Origin of the sequence: Tundrisphaera macrotermitis, assembly GCF_051175315.1 — a bacterium.
Classification (GTDB): domain Bacteria; phylum Planctomycetota; class Planctomycetia; order Isosphaerales; family Isosphaeraceae; genus Tundrisphaera.
In genome coordinates, this window is sequence record NZ_CP195100.1 from 6,759,129 (window position 1) to 6,783,885 (window position 24,757).

General features: G+C 70.4%; 21 protein-coding genes. 9 read left to right on the plus strand and 12 right to left on the minus strand.

The annotated features are described in order from the left end of the window. Positions 1–7 precede the first annotated feature (7 nt). From tssF to tssG, 3 genes are all read left to right on the plus strand, one after another. The gene (tssF, locus tag TA3x_RS27350) at positions 8–1,876 is read left to right on the plus strand and encodes a type VI secretion system baseplate subunit TssF (RefSeq protein WP_435017850.1); all 1,869 of its coding nucleotides are present in this window, start codon (positions 8–10) and stop codon (positions 1,874–1,876) included. Positions 1,877–1,993: 117 nt separating this feature from the next. Next, complete coding sequence (locus tag TA3x_RS27355; protein ID WP_435017851.1) at positions 1,994–2,515, plus strand: hypothetical protein; 522 nt, start codon at positions 1,994–1,996, stop codon at positions 2,513–2,515. Positions 2,516–2,521: 6 nt separating this feature from the next. Continuing rightward, on the plus strand, positions 2,522–3,685 hold the full coding sequence (tssG, locus tag TA3x_RS27360; RefSeq protein WP_435017852.1) for a type VI secretion system baseplate subunit TssG: 1,164 nt from the start codon (positions 2,522–2,524) through the stop codon (positions 3,683–3,685). Positions 3,686–3,729: 44 nt separating this feature from the next. On the opposite strand, the gene TA3x_RS27365 is transcribed toward tssG, so the two are convergent. From TA3x_RS27365 to TA3x_RS27375, 3 genes are all read right to left on the minus strand, one after another. Further along, positions 3,730–4,224, minus strand: coding sequence for a ferritin-like domain-containing protein (locus tag TA3x_RS27365; RefSeq protein ID WP_435017853.1), 495 nt, complete (start codon positions 4,222–4,224; stop codon positions 3,730–3,732). 93 nt (positions 4,225–4,317) lie between these two features. Next, complete coding sequence (locus TA3x_RS27370; RefSeq protein WP_435017854.1) at positions 4,318–5,529, minus strand: alpha/beta hydrolase; 1,212 nt, start codon at positions 5,527–5,529, stop codon at positions 4,318–4,320. Between the two features lie 227 nt (positions 5,530–5,756). After that, positions 5,757–6,911, minus strand: coding sequence for a hypothetical protein (locus TA3x_RS27375; protein ID WP_435017855.1), 1,155 nt, complete (start codon positions 6,909–6,911; stop codon positions 5,757–5,759). Between the two features lie 148 nt (positions 6,912–7,059). On the opposite strand from TA3x_RS27375, the gene TA3x_RS27380 reads away from it, so the two are divergent. Beyond that, positions 7,060–8,022 (plus strand): hypothetical protein, encoded by a 963-nt coding sequence (locus TA3x_RS27380; protein WP_435017856.1) that lies wholly within the window; start codon positions 7,060–7,062, stop codon positions 8,020–8,022. Positions 8,023–8,115: 93 nt separating this feature from the next. Further along, positions 8,116–9,492, plus strand: a complete 1,377-nt coding sequence (locus TA3x_RS27385) for a hypothetical protein (protein ID WP_435017857.1) — start codon at positions 8,116–8,118, stop codon at positions 9,490–9,492. Positions 9,493–9,576: 84 nt separating this feature from the next. Here TA3x_RS27385 and TA3x_RS27390 read toward each other — a convergent pair whose 3' ends face one another. From TA3x_RS27390 to TA3x_RS27430, 9 genes are all read right to left on the minus strand, one after another. Continuing rightward, positions 9,577–11,280, minus strand: a complete 1,704-nt coding sequence (locus TA3x_RS27390) for a long-chain fatty acid--CoA ligase (protein WP_435017858.1) — start codon at positions 11,278–11,280, stop codon at positions 9,577–9,579. Between the two features lie 281 nt (positions 11,281–11,561). Then, the gene (locus TA3x_RS27395; protein ID WP_435017859.1) at positions 11,562–12,146 is read right to left on the minus strand and encodes a hypothetical protein; all 585 of its coding nucleotides are present in this window, start codon (positions 12,144–12,146) and stop codon (positions 11,562–11,564) included. 87 nt (positions 12,147–12,233) lie between these two features. Continuing rightward, the gene (locus TA3x_RS27400) at positions 12,234–12,905 is read right to left on the minus strand and encodes an SMI1/KNR4 family protein (protein ID WP_435017860.1); all 672 of its coding nucleotides are present in this window, start codon (positions 12,903–12,905) and stop codon (positions 12,234–12,236) included. 742 nt (positions 12,906–13,647) lie between these two features. After that, positions 13,648–13,965, minus strand: a complete 318-nt coding sequence (locus TA3x_RS27405) for a hypothetical protein (protein WP_435017861.1) — start codon at positions 13,963–13,965, stop codon at positions 13,648–13,650. A gap of 270 nt (positions 13,966–14,235) precedes the next feature. Beyond that, entirely contained in the window at positions 14,236–14,574 is a 339-nt protein-coding gene (locus tag TA3x_RS27410) for a transposase (RefSeq protein WP_435017862.1), read from the minus strand. Positions 14,575–14,598: 24 nt separating this feature from the next. Beyond that, the gene (locus TA3x_RS27415) at positions 14,599–15,678 is read right to left on the minus strand and encodes a hypothetical protein (RefSeq protein WP_435017863.1); all 1,080 of its coding nucleotides are present in this window, start codon (positions 15,676–15,678) and stop codon (positions 14,599–14,601) included. Between the two features lie 354 nt (positions 15,679–16,032). Beyond that, the gene (locus TA3x_RS27420; protein WP_435022289.1) at positions 16,033–16,881 is read right to left on the minus strand and encodes an IS5 family transposase; all 849 of its coding nucleotides are present in this window, start codon (positions 16,879–16,881) and stop codon (positions 16,033–16,035) included. 114 nt (positions 16,882–16,995) lie between these two features. Then, on the minus strand, positions 16,996–18,447 hold the full coding sequence (locus TA3x_RS27425) for a DUF1501 domain-containing protein (protein WP_435017864.1): 1,452 nt from the start codon (positions 18,445–18,447) through the stop codon (positions 16,996–16,998). 5 nt (positions 18,448–18,452) lie between these two features. After that, on the minus strand, positions 18,453–20,966 hold the full coding sequence (locus tag TA3x_RS27430; protein ID WP_435017865.1) for a DUF1553 domain-containing protein: 2,514 nt from the start codon (positions 20,964–20,966) through the stop codon (positions 18,453–18,455). Between the two features lie 194 nt (positions 20,967–21,160). Between TA3x_RS27430 and TA3x_RS27435 the strand changes: the two genes are divergently transcribed. The 4 genes from TA3x_RS27435 (at position 21,161) to TA3x_RS27450 (ending at position 24,741) form a co-directional block, all read left to right on the plus strand. Continuing rightward, positions 21,161–22,405 (plus strand): peroxiredoxin family protein, encoded by a 1,245-nt coding sequence (locus TA3x_RS27435; protein ID WP_435017866.1) that lies wholly within the window; start codon positions 21,161–21,163, stop codon positions 22,403–22,405. A gap of 214 nt (positions 22,406–22,619) precedes the next feature. Further along, positions 22,620–22,886, plus strand: coding sequence for a hypothetical protein (locus TA3x_RS27440; protein ID WP_435017867.1), 267 nt, complete (start codon positions 22,620–22,622; stop codon positions 22,884–22,886). A gap of 66 nt (positions 22,887–22,952) precedes the next feature. Further along, complete coding sequence (locus TA3x_RS27445) at positions 22,953–23,381, plus strand: hypothetical protein (RefSeq protein WP_435017868.1); 429 nt, start codon at positions 22,953–22,955, stop codon at positions 23,379–23,381. Positions 23,382–23,541: 160 nt separating this feature from the next. After that, positions 23,542–24,741 (plus strand): NAD(P)/FAD-dependent oxidoreductase, encoded by a 1,200-nt coding sequence (locus tag TA3x_RS27450; protein WP_435017869.1) that lies wholly within the window; start codon positions 23,542–23,544, stop codon positions 24,739–24,741. The last annotated feature ends 16 nt before the right edge of the window (positions 24,742–24,757 follow it).

Below are 24,757 nucleotides of genomic sequence, written 5' to 3' on the forward strand. Positions count from 1 at the left end.
CGCATCCATGTCCGACACGTTGTATCGCTACTACGAGCGCGAGCTGACCTTCATCCGGCGCATGGCCGAGGAGTTCGCCCGGGGCTATCCGGCGGCGGCCGGCCGCCTGATGCTGGAGTCCGGCCGCAGCGCCGACCCCCACGTCGAGCGGCTGATCGAGTCGTTCGCCCTGCTCGCCGGGCGGGTCCACCACAAGCTCGACGACGAGTTCCCCGAGCTGACCGACGGCCTGCTCGGCGTCCTGTATCCCCACTACCTGGCGCCGATCCCGTCGATGGCGATCGTCCAGTTCGAGCTGGATTCCGGCCGCGCCGGGATCCCCAAGGGGTTCACGATCCCGAAGGGGAGCCGGCTGCGGACCCAGGCCGTGGGGGACATCCCGTGCAAGTACCGCACGGGGGACGCCGTCACGCTCTGGCCGGTCCGGGTGCTGGAGGCCCGCCTGGCCCCCCCGCCCTTCCCCGAGGGGATGACGCCCCCGCCCCGGGCGGTGGCCGCGCTCCGGCTCCGGCTGAACTGCGCCGCCGGGCTGAAGTTCGCCGACCTCGGGCTCGATGCCCTCCGCCTCTACCTGGCCGGGGACCGGGCGATGGTGGGCAAGCTCTACGAGCTGGTCTTCAACCACGCGGTCGGGGTGGTGTTCCGCCCCCTCGGCCGGGGCGCCCGCGGCGGACCTCCGCCCGAGCCGATCAGCCTGGCGCCCGCCGACGTCCTCGGCCCGGTCGGGTTCGACCGCGAGCAGGGGCTCCTGCCCTACCCGGCCCAGTCGTTCGAGGGATACCGCCTCCTGAGCGAGTTCTTCGCCTTCCCGGCCAAGTTCTCGTTCGTCGACCTCGGCGGCTTCCGCGCGGCGGCCGAGGCCGGGTTCGGCGACGAGCTGGAGGTGGTGATCTTCCTCAACCGCTCCGCGCCGGACATCGAGGGGCGCGTGGATGCGTCGACCTTCCGCCTGGGCTGCACCCCGGCGATCAACCTGTTCGAGCAGGTGGCCGAGCCGATCCGGCTGACGCAGAGCCGGTATCAATACCGGGTGATCCCCGACGTGGCCAGCCCGGACGGGATGGAGGTCTACTCGGTCGACGACGTGACCAGCACCGACCCCGCCACCCGGACCACCACCCACTACAAGCCCTTCTACTCGGCCGCCCACGGCACGGCCCGCGACGGCCCCCGGGCGTTCTGGCACACGTCGCGGCTCCCGTCGGTGCGCGAGGGGGACCGGGGGACCGACGTCGAGATTAACCTCGTCGACCTCGACTTCAACCCCCGCCTGCCCGCCGAGTCGACCGTGGTGGCCTGGACCACCTGCACCAACCGCGAGCTTCCCGTCCGGCTCCAGCACCTGGGCGACCGGGTCGACTTCCAGCTCGAAGCCGCGGCGCCGATCTCGCGGGTCCGGTGCGTGGTATCGCCCACCCCGCCGCTCCGCCCGCCGTCTCGGCGCGGGGCCTACTGGCGGCTGGTGTCGCACCTGAACCTCAACCACCTGTCCCTGTCCGACGGGGAGCAAGGACTGGATTCGCTCCGCGAGATCCTCCGGCTCTACGACTTCTCGGATCAGGACGTGGGCGACCCCGCCTCGGCGGTCAACCGCCAGATCATCGAGGGGATCGCCTCGATGTCCTGCCGACGCGTGGTCGGCCGGATCGGCGACCCGATCTCGGGCGGGTTCTGCCGGGGGACCGAGATCGCCCTCGGCTTCGACGAAAGGAACTACGTCGGCACCGGCATCTACCCGTTCGCGTGCGTGCTCGACCGCTTCTTCGCCCTCTACACCTCGATCAACTCGTTCACCCAGCTGGTCGCATCGACCACCCAGGCCGAGGGGCCGTTCCGCCGCTTCCCCCCCCGCACCGGGGCCCACCCCTTGATCTGACGCATCCACAAGCTTAACGTCTTTCGATCCCGGGTCCGGTGCGGCGGCGAAACCGCCTATTTCCCGAAGGCGGGGCGATGGACCCCAACCACAACCACCCCGAAAAGCGAGGCCGACATGACGCCCACGATCCGCCGCCGAATCCCGACGTTCCTGGTGCTGATCGGCCTCCTCGGGCTCGGCTCGATGGGCCGGGGGCAGGCCCCGTCGCCCGCCGCGACGCTCGCGGCCAAGAAGAGCGAGGCCGAATACCTGCGGGCGCGGCTGGCCCGGGTGGAGGCCGAGATCGCCCTGGAAACCTACGTCGGCACGACGATCCCCGAGCAGGACGCGGCCGCCGAGGCCGGCGTCAAGCGGGCCCGGGCGGAACTGGATCGGGCCGAGCGGATGCCTGAACGAGGGGGGACCGATCCGGACGAGAGGCAGATCGCCCGGCTGACGCTGGAGCAGGCGGAGTTGAACCTCGAGAAGGCGGAAACCGCCCGGGCCATCCTGAACCGCTACGTGAAGGAAAAGACCACCAAGGAACTCCGCAGCGTGGTCGAGAAGGCCGCCGCCCTGGAAAGCACCAAGCAAGCCGCCTACGACAAGGCCAGGGCGCAGCCATCCGCCCAATCGCCGCCACCACCCGCCGGATGAACGTCCATGCCGAGCGACACGACCCCCGCCGGGCACCTGTTTGCCGAGCCGTATGCCTTCGACTTCTTCCAGGCGGTGCGGCTGCTGGAGCGGCTCGCGCCGGGCTCTGTGCCGGTCGGTCGCGATGGCCCGCCCGGGGCCGAGTGCGTGCGGTTCCGGTCGATCGCCTCGCTGGCGTTCCCCCCCAGCGCGGTGGCCGACCTCCGGCCGGGTCGCGACGACGGCTCGGCCCCGGTGCTGGTCCAGGCGTTCCTGGGGCTGACCGGGCCCAGCGGGATCCTGCCCCGGCACTACACCGAGCTTTTGATCCGGCTGGAGAAGGAGACCCGCGAGGCCGACCGCTTCGCCCTCCGCGACTGGCTGGGGATCTTCGACCATCGGCTCGCGTCGATGTTCTACCGGGCCTGGGAGAAGTATCGCTTCGCCATCCCGTTCGAGCGCGGCGAGGCCCTGCGCGACGACCCCGACCCGTTCACCCGGGCCCTGTTCAGCCTGGTGGGGCTGGGCGAGCCGCCGCTCCGCCGCCGGCTGATCGTCCCCGCGCCGTCCCCGGCCCCGGCTGGCGAGCCGCCCCTGGCGGCGGTCAATGACCTGGCGGTCATTTATTACGCGGGCCTGTTCGCCCACCGCCCGCGCTCGGCCGTGGGGCTGGAGCGGCTGCTCGCGGACTACTTCGCGGCCCCGGCGCAGGTCGACTCGTTCCGGGGCCAGTGGCTCCCGCTCGGCGCGGAGAACCAGATCCGCCTGGGCGAAGGGGATCACGGCGACGCCCCCCGGCTGGGCGTGGATGCGATCGCCGGGGAGCAGGTCTGGGACGTCCAGGGGCGATTCCGGGTCCGGCTCGGCCCCCTGTCCTACGGCCAGTTCGCCGAGTTCCTGCCCGATCCCTCGCCGATCCCGGCGCGCAAGGCGATCTTCCTGCTGTCGCACCTGACCCGGCTCTACAACGGGCCGGACCTGGACTTCGATGTCCAGCTCGTGCTCCGGGGGGACGAGATCCCGGAGTGCCGGCTCGCCCCCGACGACCCCGAGCCCGGCGACGTCGGGCACCGGCTGGGCTGGAACACCTGGCTCCGCTCCCTGCCGGCCGAAGCCGACTCGGACGCGGCGGTCTTCGACGGCGAGTCCCTGCTGGCGACGGCCACGAGCCTGCCGGCGCCGGCCGGCTGACCGGGGCGGTCGCGGGAGTATTGATCCTCCCGCGACCGCGGGGATCAGGCCGTGGCCTCGGCGTTGATGACGCTCTCGGCCAGCGTGGTCAGGGCCTTGTCGGTGGCCCCTTCCTCGTCCAGGGTGGCCTGGAGGAGCTTGAGGGCTTCCTTCTCGCCCAGGTGCTTGGCGAAGGTGCGGACCGTGCCGTAGCCGGCCATCTCGTAGTGCTCGACCCGCTGGGCGGCGGCGATCAGGCCGGCGTCCATCACGGTGGGGTCGGCGTCCTCGCCCATCAGCTCCGAGCCTTCCTCGACCAGCCCCTTCATGGCGGCGCAGGTCTTCCCCTTGGGGGACTTGCCCAGGCCCTCGAAGATCGTCTCCAGGCGGGTGATCTGGCCTTCGGTCTCCTTCAGGTGCTTCTCGAACGCCGCCTTCAGCTCGGGCGACGTGGCCGCCTTGATCATCTTGGGCAGGGCCTTGGTGATCTGGTTCTCGGCGCTGTAGAGGTCCCGCAGCTCTTCGATATAGAGGTCGCGCAGGGTGGCAAGCTTCGACATGGGGGAATCCTCTCGTGCATGGATCCGTTGGGCGGTCCGGGACTGTGGCGGAGACTTCAGCAATCGCCATGCCCAACGGCCCCCCCGGGCGGATCAGGCCCGCTGGGCCAGCCAGCGTGCGATGGTCGGGTAGACCTGGGCGCGCGAATTCAGCCCGACCAGGGCATCGTCGTGCCCGGCGTCGACCTGGAATCCGGCGGCCCGGCCGAAGTAGGCGAGCGACTTGTCGGCCGAACCGACCCCGGCGTGCATCTGCTGCTGGACGGCCGGCGGGGCGAAGCGGTCCGCGGCCCCGCAGGCGAACAGGCAGGGCACCGTCACGTTGGCCAGGTTGCGGGCATAGCTGTAGGAGCCCGCCGCGTCGAGCAGCTCGCCCCGCCGCGAAAGCAACATATATTGCTTCATCAGCCCGATCGACGGCACGTCCGTGGCCCAGGTGGTCAGGGCCTCGTAGACCTTGCGGTCGACGTTGCGGATGTTGAAGAACATGTCCTGCAGCCCCTCCTGCCCCATCTCCACGGCGCGGGCGGCGTCGATCTGGCCGGTGAGTTCGAGCTGGCGGCCGCTGAGCAGGGAGTCGAGGTACTGGGTGACGATCTGGCCGTTGGGCATGGTCACCTGGCTGCCCACCGCGATCAATCGGCCGATGCCGGGCGTGCGATACTTGGCCATCCGGGCGATGGCGACGATCCCGCCCATCGAGTGGCCCATCCAGGTCACGTCCGGGGCGCCGGTCATCTTGCGGACGAACTGGACCACCGCCGGCACGTCGTGCTCGATGTGGTCGTCCATCGTCCAGTTGGCATACTTGGGGTCGATGGTGGCATAGCCGGTCGGCGCCACCTTGCCCTGGGAGAGCCGCCGCATCGCCCCGCCCATCAGCTGCATGGGCGCGTTGTCGAGCTTCCAGACCCACTTCTGGCTCAGGCCGTTGCCGCGCAGGCTGACGGACCAGACGTCGTAGCCGGCCTCGGCGAAGTACTGGGCCGGGCTGCACGCCGGGTCCAGGTCCCAGAACAGGGCGTTGTAGGTCAGGCCGTGGCAGAGGATGATCGGCTTGCCCCGGGGCGCCCCGGCCGGCTTGTAGCGGTGGGCCACCAGGGTCCAGCCGTCGGCGGTCCGGAAGGGGTGCGGCTCGCCGGCCCGGCTGGCGGCGAACGATCGCTCGATCGCCTTCGGCTCCAACCCCTTGCGGATCGTGTCCTTGGCCAGCTTCTCGACCAGCCCGCCGAAGTCCTGCCCCCGCGCCGAGGCCGCCAGGACGGACCCCGCGATCGCCGCCCGACCCAGATCACGCCGATTCATGACGACCCGCCTCCGTGCCAACCCATCGTCCGCGCCGCCACCCGCGGCGCGAGCCCGGACACACCCCGGCCGGGACCGATGGCGCCGATCTGTATCACAATGAAATCGATCGGAACAGGCGAACCGGATCGGACACCCCCGCCCGTGGCCGGCCTCGTCGGGGCGCACCGCGATCGGGGCCGGGCGGTCCCGGCGGCATCGGCGGCGATGATCGGGCGGGGAAGGGCTCAGGCCGGGCCTCCCCCGCCCGATCCGTATCCCGTCATCTCGCGGATCGAGGGCAAGCCCGGGGGCAACGGGGCCGGCGGCTGCCAGAAGGCCGGTTCCCAGTCCAACGGGGGCGGCAGATCCGGCGTCCGGGGCGGATCGGTTGGGTTCGTTTTTCCCGGGGGTTCGGCGGGCGCGGGGCCTTCGACCCCCGGGTCGGATCCGGGCTCGATCTCGGGCGTCGGCTCGGGGCGGGGATCGGCGGCCCGGGGCGGCGCGGGGGGGCCGGAGTCTCGGCCCTCGGCCCAGCCTTCGAGCTGGCGGAAGTCGCGCAGGGCCCGGAACAGCCCGCGCTCGGCGGCGGCCTCGTACTTCCGGGCGAGGTTCGCCTCCGGCGAGGGGTCGAACAAAGCCCGCGCGGGGGCCTGGGCGCGGTCGGCGGCCTCCTCGTCCGGGTCGCGGGTCGGGGCCATCGCCCGCAGCGCCGCGACCTCCTCGTCGATCATCGCGGCGACCTGCCGGCGGGCCAGCACCTTCCGCTCGCGCGGGGTGGGCGTGCCCGGATCGGCGGGCAGGCCCGAGAAGTCGCCCCACCCGGCCCGGCAGGCCGCATCGAACCGGCACGGCGGCGACTCGCCGGGGTATCGGCCCTGCAGGTTGTCGATCCGGTCCAGGTGCCAGCGCTGCCAGCGGACCTTGCGGCCCCGGCCGAGGTCCTTCTTGATGGCCAGCCAGGTCCCGACCAGCCAGTCGATCCCCTGGGCGGTCTCCTTGAGCGTCCGGACCGTGGCCGCCGGCCGGTGCTCCAGGTGGGTGCCGATCACCTTGATCTCGGCGGTCCGGGCGATCAGGAAGGCATGGTCGGCGTCGCGGGCTTGCCCGGCCCGAATCGCGTCGCCGTGCTCGACGCAGCGGTCGAGCCGGACGGCCAGCACGGCGAACCGCTTGAGCAACACCCGGCTGGCGGCGTTGGTCGGCCGGAGGTCGGCCTCCAGCTCGCGGGAAAGGTCCGCGACCTCGGCGGCGTCGCGGGAGGCCAGGACCACGCCGTCGCCGGTCATCCCGTGCTTCAAGCTGTTGGCGCGGGAGCGATCCTTCCCGGCCTCCGTCCTGGGCCCGGTGCTCCGGGACGCGTTGGCGCGGTTCGCGGCGAGGCGGGCGGGGCTGCACGGCATGGGGGGCGGGCTCCGGGGCGATCGGGGTGCACGTCGTGGGCCCGTCGCGGATCGGGGCCGTCGCCCTTATATTCAGGAGATCGAGGGGGGTTTATGCTGAGTTTTTCCGGAATCCTGCCGGATTGATCGAGCGAGAGGGGGACGGACGATGCGGGCTTCCACGATCGCGATGGCCCTGGCGGCGTTGCTCCCGGCCCTCCCGCCGGATGGCGGCCCGACGCCGATCCTCCGGGGGGAGGGGGACGCCGAGGTGGCCCCTCACGGCGAGGGCAACGTCTACGCCCCAGACGTGATCCGCGACGGCCCGACCCTGCGGATGTGGTACGGCGGCCAGGGTCGCGACGGCCACGACCGGATTGCGCTGGCCGAGTCGTCCGACGGCGGCGCCACCTGGGCCCACAAGGGGGTGGTCCTGGCCGACGACCGGGCCAACCACGTCAACGACCCCTCGGTGGTCCGGGTCGGCGGCCTTTTCTTCCTGTTCTACACCCGGACGGCCCGCGACGTGGTGGACCGGATCGACGTGGCCATCTCGGCCGACGGCCGGGCCTGGGAGCCGAAGGGCGTCGCCCTCGACGTCGGACCGCCCGGCTCGTGGGATTCCCTGTCGGTCGGCCGCCCCAGCGTGATCCACGAGGGCGGCCTGTTCCGGATGTGGTACGACGGCCGCCGCGACTTCCCCCCCGGCGCCCCGGTCAAGGGCGTCCCGATCTCGCCCGCCTCCGCCCGCCACGTCGGGTACGCCACCTCGCGCGACGGCCTCCACTGGACCCGCTCCGGCCCCTCCCCCGTCTTCGACCACGACGCCGGCGGCGTGGACGTCAAGCGGGTCGGCGGCTCGCTGGTCATGCTCTACGAATCCCGCGACGGCACCCGCGCCGCCTCCGGCACCGACGGCCTGTCCTGGACCGATCGCGGCCTGCTCGCCCCCCGATCCGGCGCCCCGATTGACGCCTTCGGCCACGTCACCCCGTTCCTCCTCCTCGACCCCGGAGGAGGCCCGGCCCGCCTGTACGTCGGCGCCGCCTCCGCGACGACCTGGGACCGCAACCAGATCGCCTGGCTGGCCATCGATCGCGCCGGCCTCGATCGGATGGCGGCCCGACCGTGAGGCGACGGGGTGTGGCCGCTTGACCCGCGCCGGCGCGACGGCCAACATCGACATGCGTGATGGGCCTTCCCCCCAGCCCCGGAGCCTCCGCCCATGCGGCGCCCCCCGATCCGATCGCTCGGCCTCGCCCTGATCCTGCTCGCCGCAGGGTCCGCCCCGGCCCAGGACGTGCCGCCCCCGGCCCAGGACGTGCCGCCCCCGGCCCCGGCCGTGCCGCCGCCCGCGCCGGGCGAACCGATCCCGCCCCAGGAGGGCGAGAGCCCCATCGTCAGCCTGCTCTCGCTGTTCTTCGACGTCCGGCCCGGGCCACTCGATGAGGCCCGGATCGCCGGGTTGCCCGCCGGCAGCAAGCCCGGCGTGCTCGGCCTGAAGCAGGCCTACGACCTGGCGATCGCCCGTCCTCGGGGCGCGAAGCCGGGCCGCTTCGAGACGCTCGACGCCGGGGAGGCCGCGATCCGGGCCGCGGGGCCCGGCGTCGAGGATTTCGCGCGGTTCCGCGAGGACTTCGCGTCCTCCGACGCATTCGTCGATCCCTCCTCCCCATTCCTCGATCTCCAATCCCGGGTCGTGCGCATCGAGAACGACCGTTGGTATGTGGCCTCCCTGGAGAACTGGATGGGAGTGCTCCGCGAGATGGTCAGGGGCGAAGCGTCCGGCCTGAGCCAGTTCGACGTCGACGGCTTCGATGCCACGCTCTCGGACGCGAGGCGCGGCCTCGGCCGGGAGATGGCCGAGTATCGCGACCGCCTGGATCGCTTCAAGGTGACGCTCGGGCTCTCCCCGCACGCCCCCATCACGATCGACCTCGCATCCCAGGCGGCGTTCCGGCGGTCGTTCGAGGAGGTGAACCGCTGGCACCTCAACCCCAACCGAACCCTGGCCGGTTTGGCTGCCCTCTTCAATCGTTTGCCCACCCTGGGCGACGTCGTGATCGATGGCCGATCGATCCTCCGCGAGATCGAGGAGGACCCCGACCGGTTGGAGGAGGTGCTCGCCCTGGCGACGCGTGCCGCCTCCCGGGGCGGCCTCGCCAGGGCCGTCGACGAGCCCCTGGCCGAGGTCTCCCTCCGGGATCGGATCCGCCACCTGGCCGAGGTGCGGGCCGATTACCGGCACGCGCAGCGGATGTCGGTCCTGGCCGTCCGCCAGTTGAGCGACATCTACGAGCAGATCATCACCCCTCCGGCGGGTTCGGCGCCCGGCCGGCCGGCCCGGCCAGTGCTTGACCTGGCCCCTCACGCCCGGAGGATCGCGGAGAGCCGCTCGCAACTCGTCTCGCTCTGGAACGAGTTCAACGCCGGCCGGCTCGCCCTGTACCGCGACCTCGGCACCTTCCCCTTCGCGGATTGGACCGCGTTCTCCGGCCAGTTCGACGCCCGGCCCACGGCGCCGGCGGGGCCTGAGCCGGAGGCCGACGCTCCGCCCCCGCCGGCGCCCATCCCGCCGCCCCCGCCTCCACTCCAGCCGTAACCGCGATGGCAGTCCCCGGCCCCGAGATGGCGGGCGATATCCACCCGGCGAAATGGCGGGCCCTCCGCAGGGAGGGACAACGCCTCAACCCGATTCCACCGATCCCGACGCCGTTTCCCCCGTCCGGGCCGCGCCGGCCCGGCCGAAGTGGGGCGGCGGGATGGCCTCGGCCAGCGTCCGGCGGAGGAGCTTCTTGTCCAGCTTGCCGACGCTGGTCCGGGGCAGGCCGGCCACGAACCGGACGTCGGCCGGCCGGGGCAGTTGCCAGCGGGCGAACCGATCCGCGAGGTGGCGGAGCAGGTCGGCGGCCTCGGGCCGATCGGGGGAGTTCGGGTCGCGGACCACGAACAGCACCGGGGCCTCGTCGCGGCCGGGGTCGGGCCGGGCGACCACGGCGGCCTCCAGCACCCCGGCGAGCCCCAAGGCGGCGTTCTCCATCTCGATGGAGCTGATCCATTCCCCCTTGGACTTGATCAGGTCCTTGCTCCGGTCGGTGACCTGGACGTAGCCTCGGGCGTCGATCGTCGCCACGTCGCCGGTGCGGAACCAGCCGTCGGCGGTGAACGCCGCGCCGTCGCCGGGGTCCTCGTAATAGGCCCGGGCCACCCACGGCCCGCGCACCGCGAGTTCCCCGGCGTGGAGGCCGTCCCAGGGGAGGTCGCCCCCGGCGTCGTCGAGGATGCGGACCTCCACGCCCGGCACCGGCCGGCCCTGCCGGGCCCGGGCCGCCATCGCCGCCTCCGGGTCGCCGGCCATCGCCGGCGTCGGCCGCGCGACCGTGCCGATCGGGGATAGCTCGGTCATGCCCCAGGCCTGGATCATGGTGACGCCGAGGTCGCGCTCGTACGCCTCGATCATCGACCGGGGCACCGCCGAGCCGGCCGCGATCACCGTCTTCAGGCTGGAGACGTCGTGCTCACCCGGGTGCCGGCGGAGGTGCTGGTGCAGGAGGTTCCAGACCGTCGGCACCCCGGCGGCGAACGTCACCCGCTCCGCCGCGATCAGCTCGGCCAGGGGCCGGCCCAGCGCGTGGGCCCCGGCGTACACCTGCTTGGCCCCGGCCATCGCGCAGGCGAACGGCAGGCACCAGGCGTTGACGTGGAACATCGGGACGACCGGCAGCACCGCCTCGCGCTCGCCCACGGCGAACGAGTCGACCATGCACGTCCCCATCGCGTGCAGGTACAGGGACCGGTGGCTGTACAGGACCCCCTTGGGCTCGCCGGTGGTGCCCGACGTGTAGCAGAGCCCGGCGGCCATCGCCTCGCCGGGCCGGTCGGCCTGCGAAGCCTCGGACGCCGAGGCGAGCAGGTCCTCGTAGTCGATCGCCGGGCCGGGCAAAGACGGGGCCTCGCCCCCGTCGCCGATCACGACGACGTGCTCGACGGTCGGGAACTCGCCGGCGAGGTCGGCGACGATGTGGGCCAGCGAGGCGTCGACGAACAGGACGCGGTCGCGGGCGTGGTTGATGATGTAGCGGATCTGCTCGCGCGCCAGGCGGATGTTGACCGTGTGGAGCACCGCCGACACGGCGGGGATGGCGAAGTAGAGTTCCAGGTGGCGGTCGTGGTTCTGGGCGAACGTGGCCACCCGGTCGCCCGGGCGGATGCCCAGCCCCCGCAGGGCGTTGGCCAGCCGGGCCACCCGGGGCGCGATCGCGCCGTAGGTGGTGCGCCGCAGCCCGCCGCCGGACTCGCGGGCGACGACCTCCTTGTCCGGGAAGATCCGCGCCGCGCGGTCGAGGATGCCCGGCAGGATCAGGGGGACGTCCATCATCAACCCGTTCATGATCACCCTCGCCTCATCACGAGTCGAACCGCCGGCCGAGTCACGGCGGGAACTTACCCCCGACGCCCCGGGCTGGCAATGCCAGCGACCGATCGACATGAGACGAGCCCGGGGATCCGTGCCCGCCGGCGCGTCAGCGGGGAGCCCACGCACCGGCCCATCCCGATTCACGAAAAGGAGTTGCGACCACCGGATGTGGCCACCCTCGGGGCGGACGAGTGCGACCCGATCGATCTCCCATCAGGCTTCGGCCCCGTCGATCCCGATGGATCGGGCAACACTCATGGGGCTTCCTTCCACCAGACCGAGAACCTCATGCGGAAGTGGCGTTCGTAGCGGTCCTCCAGCACCCGGGTCGTGTGGGTCACGCCGTGAACGCTCCAGTCGAGCGACGCTTTCAGCCGTTGGAGTTCCCTGGCGAAGGGGTCCTCGGCCTTGTCGAAACCGATGAACAGGACGAGACGCAACCGACGGCCCGGCTCGGCGAGCGACGATGGTTTCCAGAGCCGGCTCAACTCCTTGTCGATCTTGCACCGGCCCCAGCGTTCGGAGAAGTCTTCGAGGCGATCGACCCGGTAGTGGGATCCGAACTTCCTGACCTTGATCTTCGAGATCTTGATGATCTTCAACTTCGCCGGGCCGATCCCGGGAGCGTCGAACGCATGGCCATGATCCATCGACCAGAATCCCGAACATCCCGATGCCTTGAGTCGCGGTAGCAGCCCGCAATGCCATTCCGCTTCCCGGGCATTGATCCGACTGCACTCGGGCAGATCCCCGGCGGCGTAGAGGCCCAGGGGCGGGATCGACCGGTCGAAATCTTCGAGGCAATCGAGCAGGAACTCGGCGAATTCCGCCGCTGGCATGGCCCGCGCTCCTTGAGTGGCCTTCGGGTTGGGGCGTCGTCAACCCGACGGACACTCCGGGGGGCGGTTGTGGGGCGTGGGCATGGCTCATTCGTCCCGGATGGCGTGTCCTGGCGGAACTCCGAACCACTCGCACCAGGCCACGGCGTTCGAGCCAGCCAGGTCGATGCCCCCCCGCTTCTCCGGGACGAAGAGCGGCCAGATGTCATCGTCGGGGCACCCGAGCGCGGTCCAACGATCCATGAAGTCGAAGAAATCGCCCCCGAGCACATGGCCGTGGCTGTAGTCGAAGTCGTGGCTGAGATAGACGACCGGTTGCGGGTCGCCGGAAGAGACGTCGATCGCGATGTAGTCGCCGCTGGCGATGGCGTGAAACGGCAACTTGTCCCGCCAGATTGTCTCATCGGGCGTATCCTCGACGAAGGCGTTCGTCGAGAGCCAGCGGGCCTCCTCGTCCATCCTCGCGAGCTGCCCGATATCCCAGCGGCACCCCCCGCACCACACCCCCTTCCAACGTTCCGGTGTTTGGTCATCCTGGGGTAGGAGGAACCAGAAGAAGTCCACCCGACGCGAGAACTCGAGCAAGGTCCTCCGGAACGGCTGGGGTAGAGGTCTCCCGATCGCACGTTCGACCTCTTCGACCTCGGAAGTGGTCGCCGGCCGATCGATTTCGAGGCCATAATCCCGGGCGCCTCGCCGTTTCGCGGCATCGATGGCCCTTTGCCAGCGCTTCGTCCAGAGATCGCCCATGGCCTGCATCCCTGCTCCTCCGGGGTGCGAGTGGCGAACGGCTGATTGACGCCGGGGTTATTCCTTCAGGGTCCGAGGGCGGGCACCGCCCACCGTCCCGATTCGAGAGGGTGGGCGGTGCCCGCCCTGCCGTTCTTCTCCAGGGCGTGTTCGCGAATTATACTTATACGGCACCGCTTATACTGTCATCCCCCGTGGCACACCCAGCCGCTTTGGCCTTCTCCCCTTGCTCGAATGATCGTTTCGCGTCGTCCAAGCTATCAAATACGAGGAGCTTGACCACTTCGTCGATTGCGAGCCAGCACGTCACATCGGACCAGTCACGGGTCTCGCGGGGAGCGAACCTACCGACAAGGAACGACCTCCCCTCAAGGCGAGCGAACCGGACATCCTTGATCAGCCCCCCCCTCATCGAACCGAGAGTAGACAGCGACGATCTTGCCGTCAAAAACGTTTGCATCGGCCGGCTGGCCTGAACCGATCAGCCACTTCATCGCTGCACCATGTTATCTGTGAGGTTTCGCCGCTACTCCAACCGCGACAACTTCCATTCGACGTCAGTTCCGTAGGGTGGGCACCGCCCACCATCCCCCGATTCAAGAAGGTGGGCGGTGCCCACCCTACGAACTGCATGAGCGCCATTTTGTCGATCATGGTCCGCCCTCCAAGGCGTGTCGAACGCACGGCCGTGCCCCGGAACACGTCATCGAGATGGTAGCACGATCGGGAAGACAACTGACGGCGTCGATGGCTAATTGTTCCGGCTTGCGATCCTCGCGAACTCGCCCAGTTGCTTCATGACCCACTCGAAAGCGTCCATCATCCTCTCCGCCCCCGCGAGCGAACCATATCCCGCGAAAGCCAGGGCGGGCCACGCCCCCCACCAGTAGGACGGCAGGCCCGGCATGGGGTCGATGGGCGGGACCGGGGGCATTTGGGGCACTTGTGCAGCGACTTTGGCCGCGACCTTCAGCCCGTTCAGGAACAGGATGAGATAGAGCGTGCTCCAGGAAATCAGGCCGAGGAGGCTGCCGCACAGGGCGAGCACCAGCCGATCTCCGCGGGTCAATCGCTCACGTTTCCGCCGCCTTGGCGGGCATCGCTGCTCGAAGGGTATCGTGCTGACCCCGCCTCGTGACGCCATGAGTGGGCTCCTGGTCGATCGCCGGAGTCATATTCGCTCGTCGCACTCCGAGATTCTTAGGATTTCCGACGTCGCGTCTCGCCCTGATTGGAAACGCGGCGACCGTCCACCAGCCTGGACCTTGAGTGTGGTAGGGTGGGCATCGCCCACCGCCCTCGCTGTTGGGATGGTGGGCGGTGCCCACCCTACGGCTACTCAGGTGCTCCGCCTCCTCGACGCAAAAGGGCGGCCGCTCTCCAGGTGCTGGCACTTCCGGCCCAGCAGCTCGTTGTCCATGGTGAGCTGGCCGACCTTGGACCGGAGGCGGACGATCTCCTCATCCCGGTCGTCGGCCGGGCGGCTATTCATGGCGGCGGTGCCGCCGTCGAGGAAGGCGGACCGCCAGGAGGAGAGCGTGGCGGCGACGACGCCGAGCTCCCGGGAGAGGGAGTCAAGGTCCTCGCCCCGGAGGAGCCGGAGGACGGCCTCGGACTTCTTCCTGGCCGAGAAGCGGCCCCGGTCATTGGTGTCGGTCTTGGTGCTGGGCTCGGGCATCTCGGGCACTCCTTTCGCGAGCCATTATGGCTCAAGGGAATGTCCAGAGAAAACCCCAGGCGAAGGACGCGTGCATTGCCAGAACCAGATCAACATGTCGGCTTCAATATCGGGCGGCGCGCTGGTCGAGAAGGAGATCGTGCCATCGTGCCGACTTTCGAGCTTGAATTTTTCCCGTTGCTGAGGAGTGACAGGAACAGATCCCGTGAACCACTGCTTGTACACATCGCCAGAGTCCAGGGCGTCCCCCGGTTTGGGAACATAAATGACCTGGAATCGTTGATCCGATAAGGCCGCCGTCATGCCGATAGCCCGTACGTCTCGGCCGCCCTTCGGAAAGTGCCTCACGACCCAGGCCGGGGCGGCGAAGTTGACGTATTTCCACTCCGGCAAGTCGTCGGGTAGCGCACGGATTCCGCGGTCGTCATTAACACGTCGGAGCACCTCCTCCAGATAACGATCGCTGGTGGCGTAGAGAAGGGTATCCGGCTTCAGGAGGACGAAATAAGCCCCTTCCCAGGTCGTCTTCTTGACCCAAGGTTCCTTCTTGATCGGCGAGGGGAAGACATAGACCTCTCGATTCAGGATGGTTCTCACCGATTTCGCATTCTTCCGGAAGGCTTCAATCAGTTTTCGGCCCGCATCGCCAAGATCCGCTGGGAAGAGGAGGATCGTACTACTTTCACTCCGCAGGCTACCGAAGCTGCTCACGCCCTCGTAGTTTCTCCCCCCTCGAACGATCAGATCGATCTTTTTTCCCAGCAATGGTTCCAAGGATTTATGCGAATGGACATCCAAGTCATAGATCGCGTTGGCGACCCCGATTTCAGGCCATTTTAGGGCGACCCAGGCATCATTTATGGTCAAGGTTGCATTTCGGGCGACGACCAATGTTTCCGTATCTTCGGGCAACCAACGGATCAGTCGCTCAACGTTCAGGGGCATGCCCAGAGTTGGGCCGTCGGCCGCGGTCGATGAGTCCTGGGCCGAGCCAAGGAATGACAAGCCAAGGAATAGCCACCAACGAAGGCCCTGCGTTTTGATGAGGCATGAGACATCACGCCTGGCGACTCCTACCGAGAATCGTTTTCGATCCTGTTGCATGGCCGCGTCTTCCGAGGGGTTTACCGTGAGTCTTGGCCTCTCTGGTGCATCCGGCCTGTCATCTTCCATTGGGAACGTACTCAATCGGTGAGATGGTCGGATATCACGGCGAATCTTCCGGGAAAGCCACCTGGCGGATGGACCATCGACTTCAACCGTTACAACTTCCGCCCGATGCAAGTTCCGATAGGTCGGATCAATAACGGCCATCCTCCACCGGGTCGCGACCTGTTGCAATTCCTACGCTTGTTGGAACACTTCAAACGCATCCTCCGAGAGCCGCTCGACCAGCCGTCGGGCCTCGTCTTCGACCGTCGCATCCATCAATCCCCGCCCTCCCTGGCCGGGTTGGGATTAGGGCGTGTCTGGCAATAGTGCCTTCAGCAACCGTTCAAGCATCGCCAGCTTGACCATCGCCTCGAAGTTCTCCGCCAGCTTCTCGAACCGCGTCGCAACCCGCCGCCGATCCTTCAGCCACCCGATGCAACGCTCCACCACGTTGCGACGGCGATACGACGCCTTGTCGAACCCCCGGACCCGCCTCTCATTGGACTTGGTCGGGATCACCGAGGCGATCCCCCGGCGACGGTTGGATCGGCGGATCTTCCGCGAGCTATAGCCCTTGTCGCCGGCCAACTTCCTGGGCCGGCTCCGGGGTCGGCCCCTCCGGCCGGGCACGCGTACCCGGCCCATTACCGCCTCGAACTGGGTCGCCTCGTGCCGCTGGCCGGCGGTCACCGTCACCGCCATCGGGAGGCCCTTGCCGTCGCAGATCAGGTGGATCTTCGAACCGAAGCCGCCGCGAGAGCGGCCCAACGCGTGGTCGGCCGGCTCGGCGGCCGTCCCGTGGGTCGGCGAGGCACCGGCGGCGTCGCGGCTCGCCCGGATCGAGGAGCCGTCGATGCAGAACAGGTCCCAGTCGATCTTGCCGGCGGCGTCGAGCCGCACATGCAGGGCCTCGAGCAGCCGGGCCCAGGTCCCGTCCTTGGCCCAGCGGTTGAACCGCTCGTAGACGGTCTGCCATGGGCCGTAGGTTGGCCTGGGCAGGTCACGCCAGGGGGAGCCGGTGTGGAGGATCCAGAGGATGCCGTCGATCACCCGGCGGTGCCCCTTCCAGGGGTGGCCGGGCCGGGCGTTGGTGGGCAGGAGCGGCTCGATGGCGGCGTAATGCTCGTCGGAGAGGGCGTGTCGGAGTTGAGCCAAGGTCGTGAGGGTGCTGGTGGGGTGATCCGTCCACTCCAATCGTATGGGCCGAGGCTATTGCCAGACACGCCCTAGTCGTCGGAGACGCGAAGCCCGAGCCCCATGGACGCCCGCTCACGCCAGGATCGGCTTCACGACCTTGCCGTGGACGTCGGTGAGGCGGAAGTCGCGGCCCTGGAAGCGGTAGGTGAGGCGTTCGTGGTCGATGCCGAGGAGGTGGAGGATCGTGGCCTGGAAGTCGTGGACGTGGACCGGGTCGCGGGCCACCGAGAGGGAGAGTTCGTCGGTCTCGCCATAGGTGATGCCGGGCTTGATGCCGCCGCCGGCCATCCACGAGGTGAAGGCGTGGGGGTGGTGGTCGCGGCCCCAGCGGGCGCGGTCGTCGAGCTTGCCCTGGATGAACGGGGTCCGGCCGAACTCGCCGCCCCAGATCACCAGGGTGTCATCCAGCAGGCCCCGCCGCTTGAGGTCCGTGACCAGCGCGGCGGAGGGCTGGTCCGTGTCGCGGCACTGGTTGTACAGCTCGGTGGTGATGCTGTTGTGCTGGTCCCAGCCGGCGTGCATCACCTGGACGAACCGGACCCCGCGCTCGGCCAATCGGCGGGCCATCAGGCAGTTGTAGGCGAACGTCCCCTGCTCGCGGGCGGCCGGGCCGTAGAGGTCGAACGTGCTCTGCGGCTCGGTCGACAGGTCGGTCAGATCGGGGACGCTGGCCTGCATCTTGAAGGCCATCTCGTACTGCGCCACGCGGGTGGCGATCTCGGGGTCGCCGAAGTCGCGGAGCTTCATCTCGTTGAGCTTCGCCACGTCGTCCAGCAGCCCCCGGCGCATGGCGGTGGACATGCCCTCGGGGTTGGACAGGTAGAGGACCGGGTCGCCGCCGTTGCGGAACTTCACCCCCTGATACTTGGACGGGAGGAAGCCGGAGCCCCAGTAGAAGTCGTAGAAGATCTGGCCGCAGGTCGTCCCCTTGGAGACCGAGGTCATGGCCACGAAGGCGGGCAGCTGGTCGGTATCGCAGCCCAGGCCATAGGCCAGCCAGGCGCCGGCGGTGGGCCGGCCCGGGATCTGGCCGCCGCTGAGGATCAGCGAGATCGCCGGCGCGTGGTTCACGGCGTCGGTGTGCATCCCCTTGACGAAGCAAAGGTCGTCGGCGATCGCCGCCGTGTGGGGCATGAGGGCGCTGACCCAGGCGCCGCTCTGGCCATGCTGGCGGTACGGCTCGATCGGGGCGAGCATCAGCTTGCCGTCGGCGGCGCCGGTCATCGAGCTGAACCGCTTGCCCGCCACGGCCGACGCCGGCACCGGCTTGCCGTGCATGGCGATCAGTTCGGGCTTGTAGTCGAACAATTCGACGTGCGACGGCGCCCCGTTCTGGAACAGGTAGATCACCCGCTTCGCCTTCGGGGCGAAGTGGGGCAGGCCCGGCGTGCCCGGCGGCATCGTCCCGGCCAGGCCGTCGCGGGCGAGCAAGGACGCCAGGGCGGCCGTGCCCACGCCCGCCGCCGATCGGCCGAAGAACTCGCGGCGGGTGACGTGCCGGTGATTGGCTTGCAAAGGGTCCACGGCCGTCACTCCTTGGTCAGGGCCTCGTCCAGGTTCAGGATCGCCGAGCCGACCGCCGCCAGCGCGGCGCGATCGACGGCCTGCGCCTCATCCCCCGGCGCCCCGTCCCCCAGGTACTTGCGGGCCGAGGCGGGGTCGGCGGCGAACTCGCGGCGGACCCGGTCCAGGGCCGCCACCAGGACGGATCGCTCGTCGTCGGTCGGCCGGCGGGCCAGGACCAGGCGGAACGCCCGCTCGATCCGGTCGGCGGGCGCCGGTCCGGCCTCGGCGGTGGCGCGATCGGCCAAACCTCGCGCCGAGGCGACATAGGTGGCATCGTTCAGCGTGGTCAGGGCGTGGAGCGGGGAGTTGGTCCGGTTCGGCTTGACCACGCACACCTGGCGGGGCGAGGCGTCGAAGAAGGCGGTCGGGCCGACGATCCGCCTCCAGAACGTGTAGAGGCTGCGGCGGCGCAGGGCTTCCCCCTCGTCCTGCTTGTACTTGAGGATGCCGAACGAGGCTTCCTCCCACACGCCGGGGGGCTGGAACGGCCGGACCGGCGGGCCGCCCACCCGATCGACGAGCAGCCCGCCCGAGGCCATCGCCTGGTCGCGGAGCATCCACGACGGCAGGCGGAACCGGGCCCCCCGGGCGAGCAGGCGGTTGGCCGGGTCCTTCTCGGCCAGCGCGGGCGAGGTCTTGGCCTCCTGGCGATAGGCCGCGCTGGTGACCAGCGACCGATGGAGGGCCTTGACGTCCCAGCCGGTGCGGACGAACTCGGTGGCCAGCCAGTCGAGCAGTTCGGGGTGGCTGGGCAGTTCCCCCTGGAGGCCGAAGTCGTCGGAGGTCTTCACCAAACCGACGCCGAAGAACATCTGCCAGGCCCGGTTGACCGCCACCCGCGCGGTGAGCGGGTTCTCCGGGGCGACCAGCCAGCGGGCCAGCCCGAGCCGGTTGGCCGGGGCGTCGGACGGCATGGGGGGGAGGAAGCCGGGGGAGGCGGGCGCGACCTTCTCCTTCGGCTTTTCGTAAGAGCCGCGGTCGAGGATGAAGGTGTCGCGGGGCTCGGGCATGTCGCCCATGACCATCACCCGGGGGATCGCCCTGGCCTGGGCGTCTCGGGCGTTGACCGCCTCGCGGCGGGCCTTGAGCAGCGCCGCGTAGTCGGGCTCGGCGGCCTCCCAGGCCTTCTCCATCGCCTCGGCCTGCTTGCGGTCGCGGCGGGCGGGGGGGAGCTTGAGCCACTCGACGAGTTCGGGCCGGAGCACGGTGGCCTTGGGGGATTCGGCGGCCGGCTTCCCCTCGGGGCGGGGGAACAGGGCGTTTTCTCGCTCCTCGACCTTCCGGGTGGCGTCGGCGACCGAGGCCGACAGGCGCGCCAGGGCCTCGGCCTGCTCGGGCGAGGGGACGTCCAGCACCGGCGCCGTCTGGGGGTCGCCCCCGGCGCCGGTGACCGGGGTCCGGTTGAAGAAGGCCATGAAGGCGTAATAGTCTTTCTGCGAGGTCGGGTCGAACTTGTGGTCGTGGCAGCGGCAGCAGTTGAGCGTGAGGCCCAGCCACACGGTGCCCGCCGTCTCGCTCATGTCCATCGAATAGTCGACCCGGTTCTCCTCGGGGATGCGCCCCCCTTCGCCGTTGATCATGTGATTGCGGAAGAACCCGGTGGCCAGCTTCTGCTCCGGGGTCGCATCGGGCAGGAGGTCGCCGGCCACCTGCTCGACCGTGAACCGATCGAACGGCATGTTCGCGTTGAAGGCCCGGACCACCCAGTCGCGCCAGGGCCACATGGTGCGGTCGTTGTCCCCCTGGTAGCCGTTGCTGTCGGCGTAGCGGCCCGCTTCGAGCCAGTCCCAGGCCATCCTCTCTCCGTAGGCCGGGGAGGCGAGCAGGCGGTCGACCACCTTCTCATAAGCGTCGGGCGCCGCGTCGGCCAGGAAGGCGTCGACCTCGGCGATCGTGGGGGGCAGGCCGGTGAGGTCGAGCGTCACGCGGCGGATCAGGGACTCCCGGGACGCCTCCGGCGAGGGCCGGAGCCCTTCGCGCTCCAGGCGGGCCAGGATGAAAGCGTCGATCGGCCCCCGGGGCCAGGTTTTGACCTGCACCGTCGGGACTTCGGGCCGCGCCGGCGGGGTGAACGACCAGTGCTCGCCCCACTTCGCCCCCTCGGCGATCCAGCGCGTCAGGGTCTCGACCTGCGCGGGGGTGAGCGGCCGGTTCAGCTTCGGCGGGGGCATGACCTCGTCGGGGTCGTGGCTGGCGATCCGGGCGACGAACTCGCTCTCGTCGGGCCGGCCCGCGACGATCACCGGCTCCTCCATGCGCAGCGCCCCCGCCTTCGTGTCGAGCCGCAGCTCGGCCTGGCGCGACCCGGCGTCCGGGCCGTGGCACGAGAAGCAGCGATCCGACAGGATCGGCAGGACGTCGCGGCCGAAGTCGACCGGGGGCGCGTCCGCCCCCGCCCCGGCCGTGGCGACGCCGAGCGCGAGCCCGAACGCGACCATGCCGCGACGAAGACGGGTCATCCAGGGGCGGGTTCGCATGATGGCCGGGGCCTCCGGGCGGGGCGGGACTCGCATGGGGAGGATCATCATCTTCGTATCAACCCGCCCCGGACGCAAGTGAGGATGCCGCCCCGCGATCGCATGCTTGCACGCGACCAACCCGCATGCCATGATCACACGATGCAACGGGCGATCGGCCCCGCCCCGGCCTGTTTCGTGCGAGGGGACGACGGATGACATCGGGACGCGTCGGCGCGCTGGTCGTGCTGGGGACGATCGCGGGATTCGTGGGCGGGGTCTGGATGGCCGCCACCGGGGCCTTCGACCGGCTGATCGTCATGTCGGGCCCGATCGCCCTGCCCGCGGCCCCCCCGCCGCCCCCGCCGAGGGCCATCCCGAAGCCGGGCCCCCCGAAGATCCCGGCGGTCGCGGCGCCGCCCCGGCGGATCTTCAGCGGGGGCAACAGCTTCGGCCTGAAGGTGGGGCGCCTGGATCTCATGCCGTCGCCGGGATGCTTTTGGGAGATCGAGCCGCGGGCCTTCCAGCTGGACCGGACCTGGCACGAGACCACCCCGGAGCACACCCTGGTGGTCTACGCCTCGGCCCGGCCCAAGAAGGACGCGATCCAGTTCCTCGTGACCCAGACGGCCCGCAAGGGGTCGGTCACGGTGCCCCTGCGGGTCGTCCTCTTCGAAGAGGATGGGACCCGCCGGGCGTCGCTCCCGACCTGGCCGGCGGGGGGATCGACGGGCAGCGACGGCCAGCTGGAGGTGGCGCTCTTCGGCGTCAACGGGATGTTCGGGGACGACCCGGCGAAGATCGCCTATTTCGGCATCGAGCGGGTCGCCCCCGACTCCGCCGAGCGGTCCGTCGTCGCCGCCCAGGCCGAGGCCTCGGCGCGGAAGATGGCGATCCTGCCGCCGGCCCGGCTCGGCCAGCCCTATCCCTTCGACCTCCCCACGGCCGACGGCAAGCGGGCCCGCGCCCAGGACCATCGCGGCCAGGCGGTGATCGTGGTCGTCGAGGGGGAATCGTCCTGGACCGCCCACACGTACATGAACGTCAGGCGGGCCATCGAATCGAACGGGCCCGGCGAGGTGGCGGCGGTCGGCGTCTCGTTCGACTCGACCCTCGCGGACACCGAGCAGGTGCTGAAGAAGATCGGGTTGCAGATCCCGCTGGTCCTGGTCCCCAACGACGCCGCCACGCGGAGGATCTGGGTCGAGGGCGGCCAGATCGACCGCCTTCCGACCTGCTACCTGATCGACCGCGACGGGGTCCTCCGCTTCGTCACCGGCAACGGATTCGACCTCGCCGATCGCGTGAGCGACCTCTACGGCCGGCCTCGCCAGTTCCCGCCCGATCGCAAGTTCATCGGCCCGCCGCGGATCCTGCCCAGGCCCACGACGCCCCCCACGGTCATCCGCCCCGGCGGCCCGCCCGCCCGCCCGGCCATGCCGACCGCCCCGGGCCGCTAGACGGAGATGCGAGCTTCGCGTCGGGTGCGTCCGCCCGGTCCGGGAATGAGCATGGTCGTGCCCCCGCAAGGCGGGTCTTGCCCGACAATCGGCCCGCTCGTATAACCATCCGGGTGGCCGTGGTTGGCCGGAGATTGGGGGCCATGTGATGTCATCTCCATCATCCCGGCCGGGACGACCTCCGCCGATGGCGATGCTGACCGGATGACCCCTGATGGATCCCACCGTGCCGATGAATCGGGTGGAGTCCGCCCTCGCGCGGACGCCGCCGCGGGACGCCTTGCGGGAGGTTGCCGAGGAATTGCGGGATGGCGGGATGCCGCGGTCGGTGCTCCTCGCGCTCTTCGATGCGGCTCGTGGATGCCACTCCGAAGATGCCGATGAGGCGAGCCACGATGCGATCCTGGAGGTGATGGACTTCATCTCCGGGTGGTGCCATCCCTCGCAGGGACTCTACCCCGATCCGGAGCATCGCGCCTGACCTGTCATCCCACCAGGGCCGACCCGCCGAGGGATAGCGGCCGGGGTCGAGTCAGGATCGATGGCCATGAAGAAATGTTCGAAGCAGGAGATCCGCTGGACGCCACGCCGCGACCCCTATGAGCGTGCCGTCGCCGCCTTCTCCGCCTCGTTCATGAGCGACGCGAAGTGGCGGAAGGCGTTGGGGGCGATCGCGGACGCGGGGCTCGGGCTCCGGTGGGCGACCTGGAAGTTCATCGACGAGGATCGGCTCTACGACTGGGGGGTGCCGACCCGGCGGGACCTCCTGCCGACGGGGCTGGCCGACGGCCGTTTCCAGCCCGAGGAGTACCGCTGGATCGAGTGGATCCGCTTCCCCCGCTCCGGCCCGCCGACCGGCGACGGCGATCCGGTCGCGCAGGATCTCGACGGCCTGAAGCGGGTGCTCGCGGCCATCGGCCATTTCCGGATCGAGGAGGACGAGCGGGGGCTCACCCTGTTCGGATACGGTCGCTGACCGCCGGGCGGGTCGCACGGCCTTGGCGGAATCTGCCCGTCGTGGCGGAGGCGAAGCGAGGCGGCATCGGCCAGGGCGGCGGGAGGGGGCTTTCCCCGGTCCTATAACTTGGTGGGGCCGGATGGCCCGTGGACCCGAGGCCGAGCCGAGACCGATCGCGATGATGCCCCCGCCCGAACGCCCGTACGATGTCGCGATTGCCGGGGCCGGTTTGGCCGGTGCCTCGCTGGCCCTGGCCCTGGCCAGGGGCGGGGCGAAGGTGGCCTTGCTGGACCCGGGGACGTTCCCGCGCGACAAGCTGTGCGGCGAGTTTTTGAGCCCCGAGTGCTGGGGCGTGCTGGACCGGATCGGGCTGGCCGGGGCGGTCGAGCGGTCGGGGTATCGGCCGATCCGGCGGGTCCGTTTGAGCACGCCGGCCGGGCGGATCCTGGACGCCGAGATCGCCGGCGAGGACGGCTCCCCCGGCATCGGCCTGGGCCGGTCCACCCTGGACAACCTCCTGCTCGCCGCCGCGCGGGCCGAGGGGGTCGAGGTCTTCGAGGCCACGCGCGTCGGCGGTCCGTGGGTCGAGGACGGCCGGGTGGCGGGGCTCCGGGCGCGGGGGGCGGAGGCGGGCGAGTTCGCGATCCGCGCCCGCGTCGCCGTGGCCGCCGACGGACGGCATTCGGGGCTGGTCAAGCAGGCCGGGACGACCCGGGGCCGGAGCTGGTTCCGCCCCCGCCTGTTCGGCCTGAAGCGGCACCTGTCCGTTGGCGAACCGGGCCTGGACGACGGGCCGGGGGTGGTCGGGCTCCACCTCGTCCCGGGGGGGTACGGCGGGACCTGCCGGATCGAGGGGACGGCCACCAACCTGTGCGCCCTGCTGCCCGAGTCGGCCGTCCGCGCCCGGCGGGGCGACCTGGGCCGCGTGGCCGCCGAGTGCCTGGGCCGCAACCCCCGGCTGGCCCGTTTGCTGGGAGGCTCGACGCCCGCCGGGGAGTGGAAGACGGTGGCCGGGGTCCGGGTCCAGGTGTCGACCCCCGCCCTGCCCGGCCTCCTGTTCGCGGGCGACGCCCAGGGGACGGTCGACCCGCTGGGGGGCCAGGGGATGACGATGGCCCTGCTGGGCGCCGAGGCGCTGGCCCCGTTCGTCCGACGGGCCCTGGCCTCGCCGGCCGGGGTCGACGCCCGGCTCCAGGCCGAGGTCCAGGCCGCCTGGCATCGCCGGTTCGACCGCCGGGTCAACCTGTGCCGGTTGTTCCACCACACGCTGGTCCGACCGGCCGTGGTCGACCTGGGCGCGATCCTCGGGCCGCTCGGCTCGCTCCTCCTTTCCAGCGGATTCCGCAGCACCCGCGACGCCGAGTGGTCGCCGGCCTGAGCCCGGGCAAGTCGAG

Excerpts from the sequence above, each read along its gene's own strand:
- TA3x_RS27450 (WP_435017869.1), top strand. The coding sequence starts at position 23,542 with ATGATGCCCCCGCCCGAACGCCCGTACGATGTCGCGATTGCCGGGGCC.
- TA3x_RS27385 (WP_435017857.1), top strand. The coding sequence starts at position 8,116 with ATGCGGCGCCCCCCGATCCGATCGCTCGGCCTCGCCCTGATCCTGCTC.
- TA3x_RS27365 (WP_435017853.1), bottom strand. The coding sequence starts at position 4,224 with ATGTCGAAGCTTGCCACCCTGCGCGACCTCTATATCGAAGAGCTGCGG.
- TA3x_RS27380 (WP_435017856.1), top strand. The coding sequence starts at position 7,060 with ATGCGGGCTTCCACGATCGCGATGGCCCTGGCGGCGTTGCTCCCGGCC.
- TA3x_RS27390 (WP_435017858.1), bottom strand. The coding sequence starts at position 11,280 with ATGAACGGGTTGATGATGGACGTCCCCCTGATCCTGCCGGGCATCCTC.
- TA3x_RS27375 (WP_435017855.1), bottom strand. The coding sequence starts at position 6,911 with ATGCCGTGCAGCCCCGCCCGCCTCGCCGCGAACCGCGCCAACGCGTCC.
- TA3x_RS27370 (WP_435017854.1), bottom strand. The coding sequence starts at position 5,529 with ATGAATCGGCGTGATCTGGGTCGGGCGGCGATCGCGGGGTCCGTCCTG.
- TA3x_RS27435 (WP_435017866.1), top strand. The coding sequence starts at position 21,161 with ATGACATCGGGACGCGTCGGCGCGCTGGTCGTGCTGGGGACGATCGCG.
- TA3x_RS27415 (WP_435017863.1), bottom strand. The coding sequence starts at position 15,678 with ATGCAACAGGATCGAAAACGATTCTCGGTAGGAGTCGCCAGGCGTGAT.
- tssG (WP_435017852.1), top strand. The coding sequence starts at position 2,522 with ATGCCGAGCGACACGACCCCCGCCGGGCACCTGTTTGCCGAGCCGTAT.
- TA3x_RS27430 (WP_435017865.1), bottom strand. The coding sequence starts at position 20,966 with ATGCGAACCCGCCCCTGGATGACCCGTCTTCGTCGCGGCATGGTCGCG.
- TA3x_RS27410 (WP_435017862.1), bottom strand. The coding sequence starts at position 14,574 with ATGCCCGAGCCCAGCACCAAGACCGACACCAATGACCGGGGCCGCTTC.
- TA3x_RS27440 (WP_435017867.1), top strand. The coding sequence starts at position 22,620 with ATGGATCCCACCGTGCCGATGAATCGGGTGGAGTCCGCCCTCGCGCGG.
- TA3x_RS27395 (WP_435017859.1), bottom strand. The coding sequence starts at position 12,146 with ATGCCAGCGGCGGAATTCGCCGAGTTCCTGCTCGATTGCCTCGAAGAT.
- TA3x_RS27400 (WP_435017860.1), bottom strand. The coding sequence starts at position 12,905 with ATGCAGGCCATGGGCGATCTCTGGACGAAGCGCTGGCAAAGGGCCATC.
- TA3x_RS27355 (WP_435017851.1), top strand. The coding sequence starts at position 1,994 with ATGACGCCCACGATCCGCCGCCGAATCCCGACGTTCCTGGTGCTGATC.
- TA3x_RS27445 (WP_435017868.1), top strand. The coding sequence starts at position 22,953 with ATGAAGAAATGTTCGAAGCAGGAGATCCGCTGGACGCCACGCCGCGAC.
- tssF (WP_435017850.1), top strand. The coding sequence starts at position 8 with ATGTCCGACACGTTGTATCGCTACTACGAGCGCGAGCTGACCTTCATC.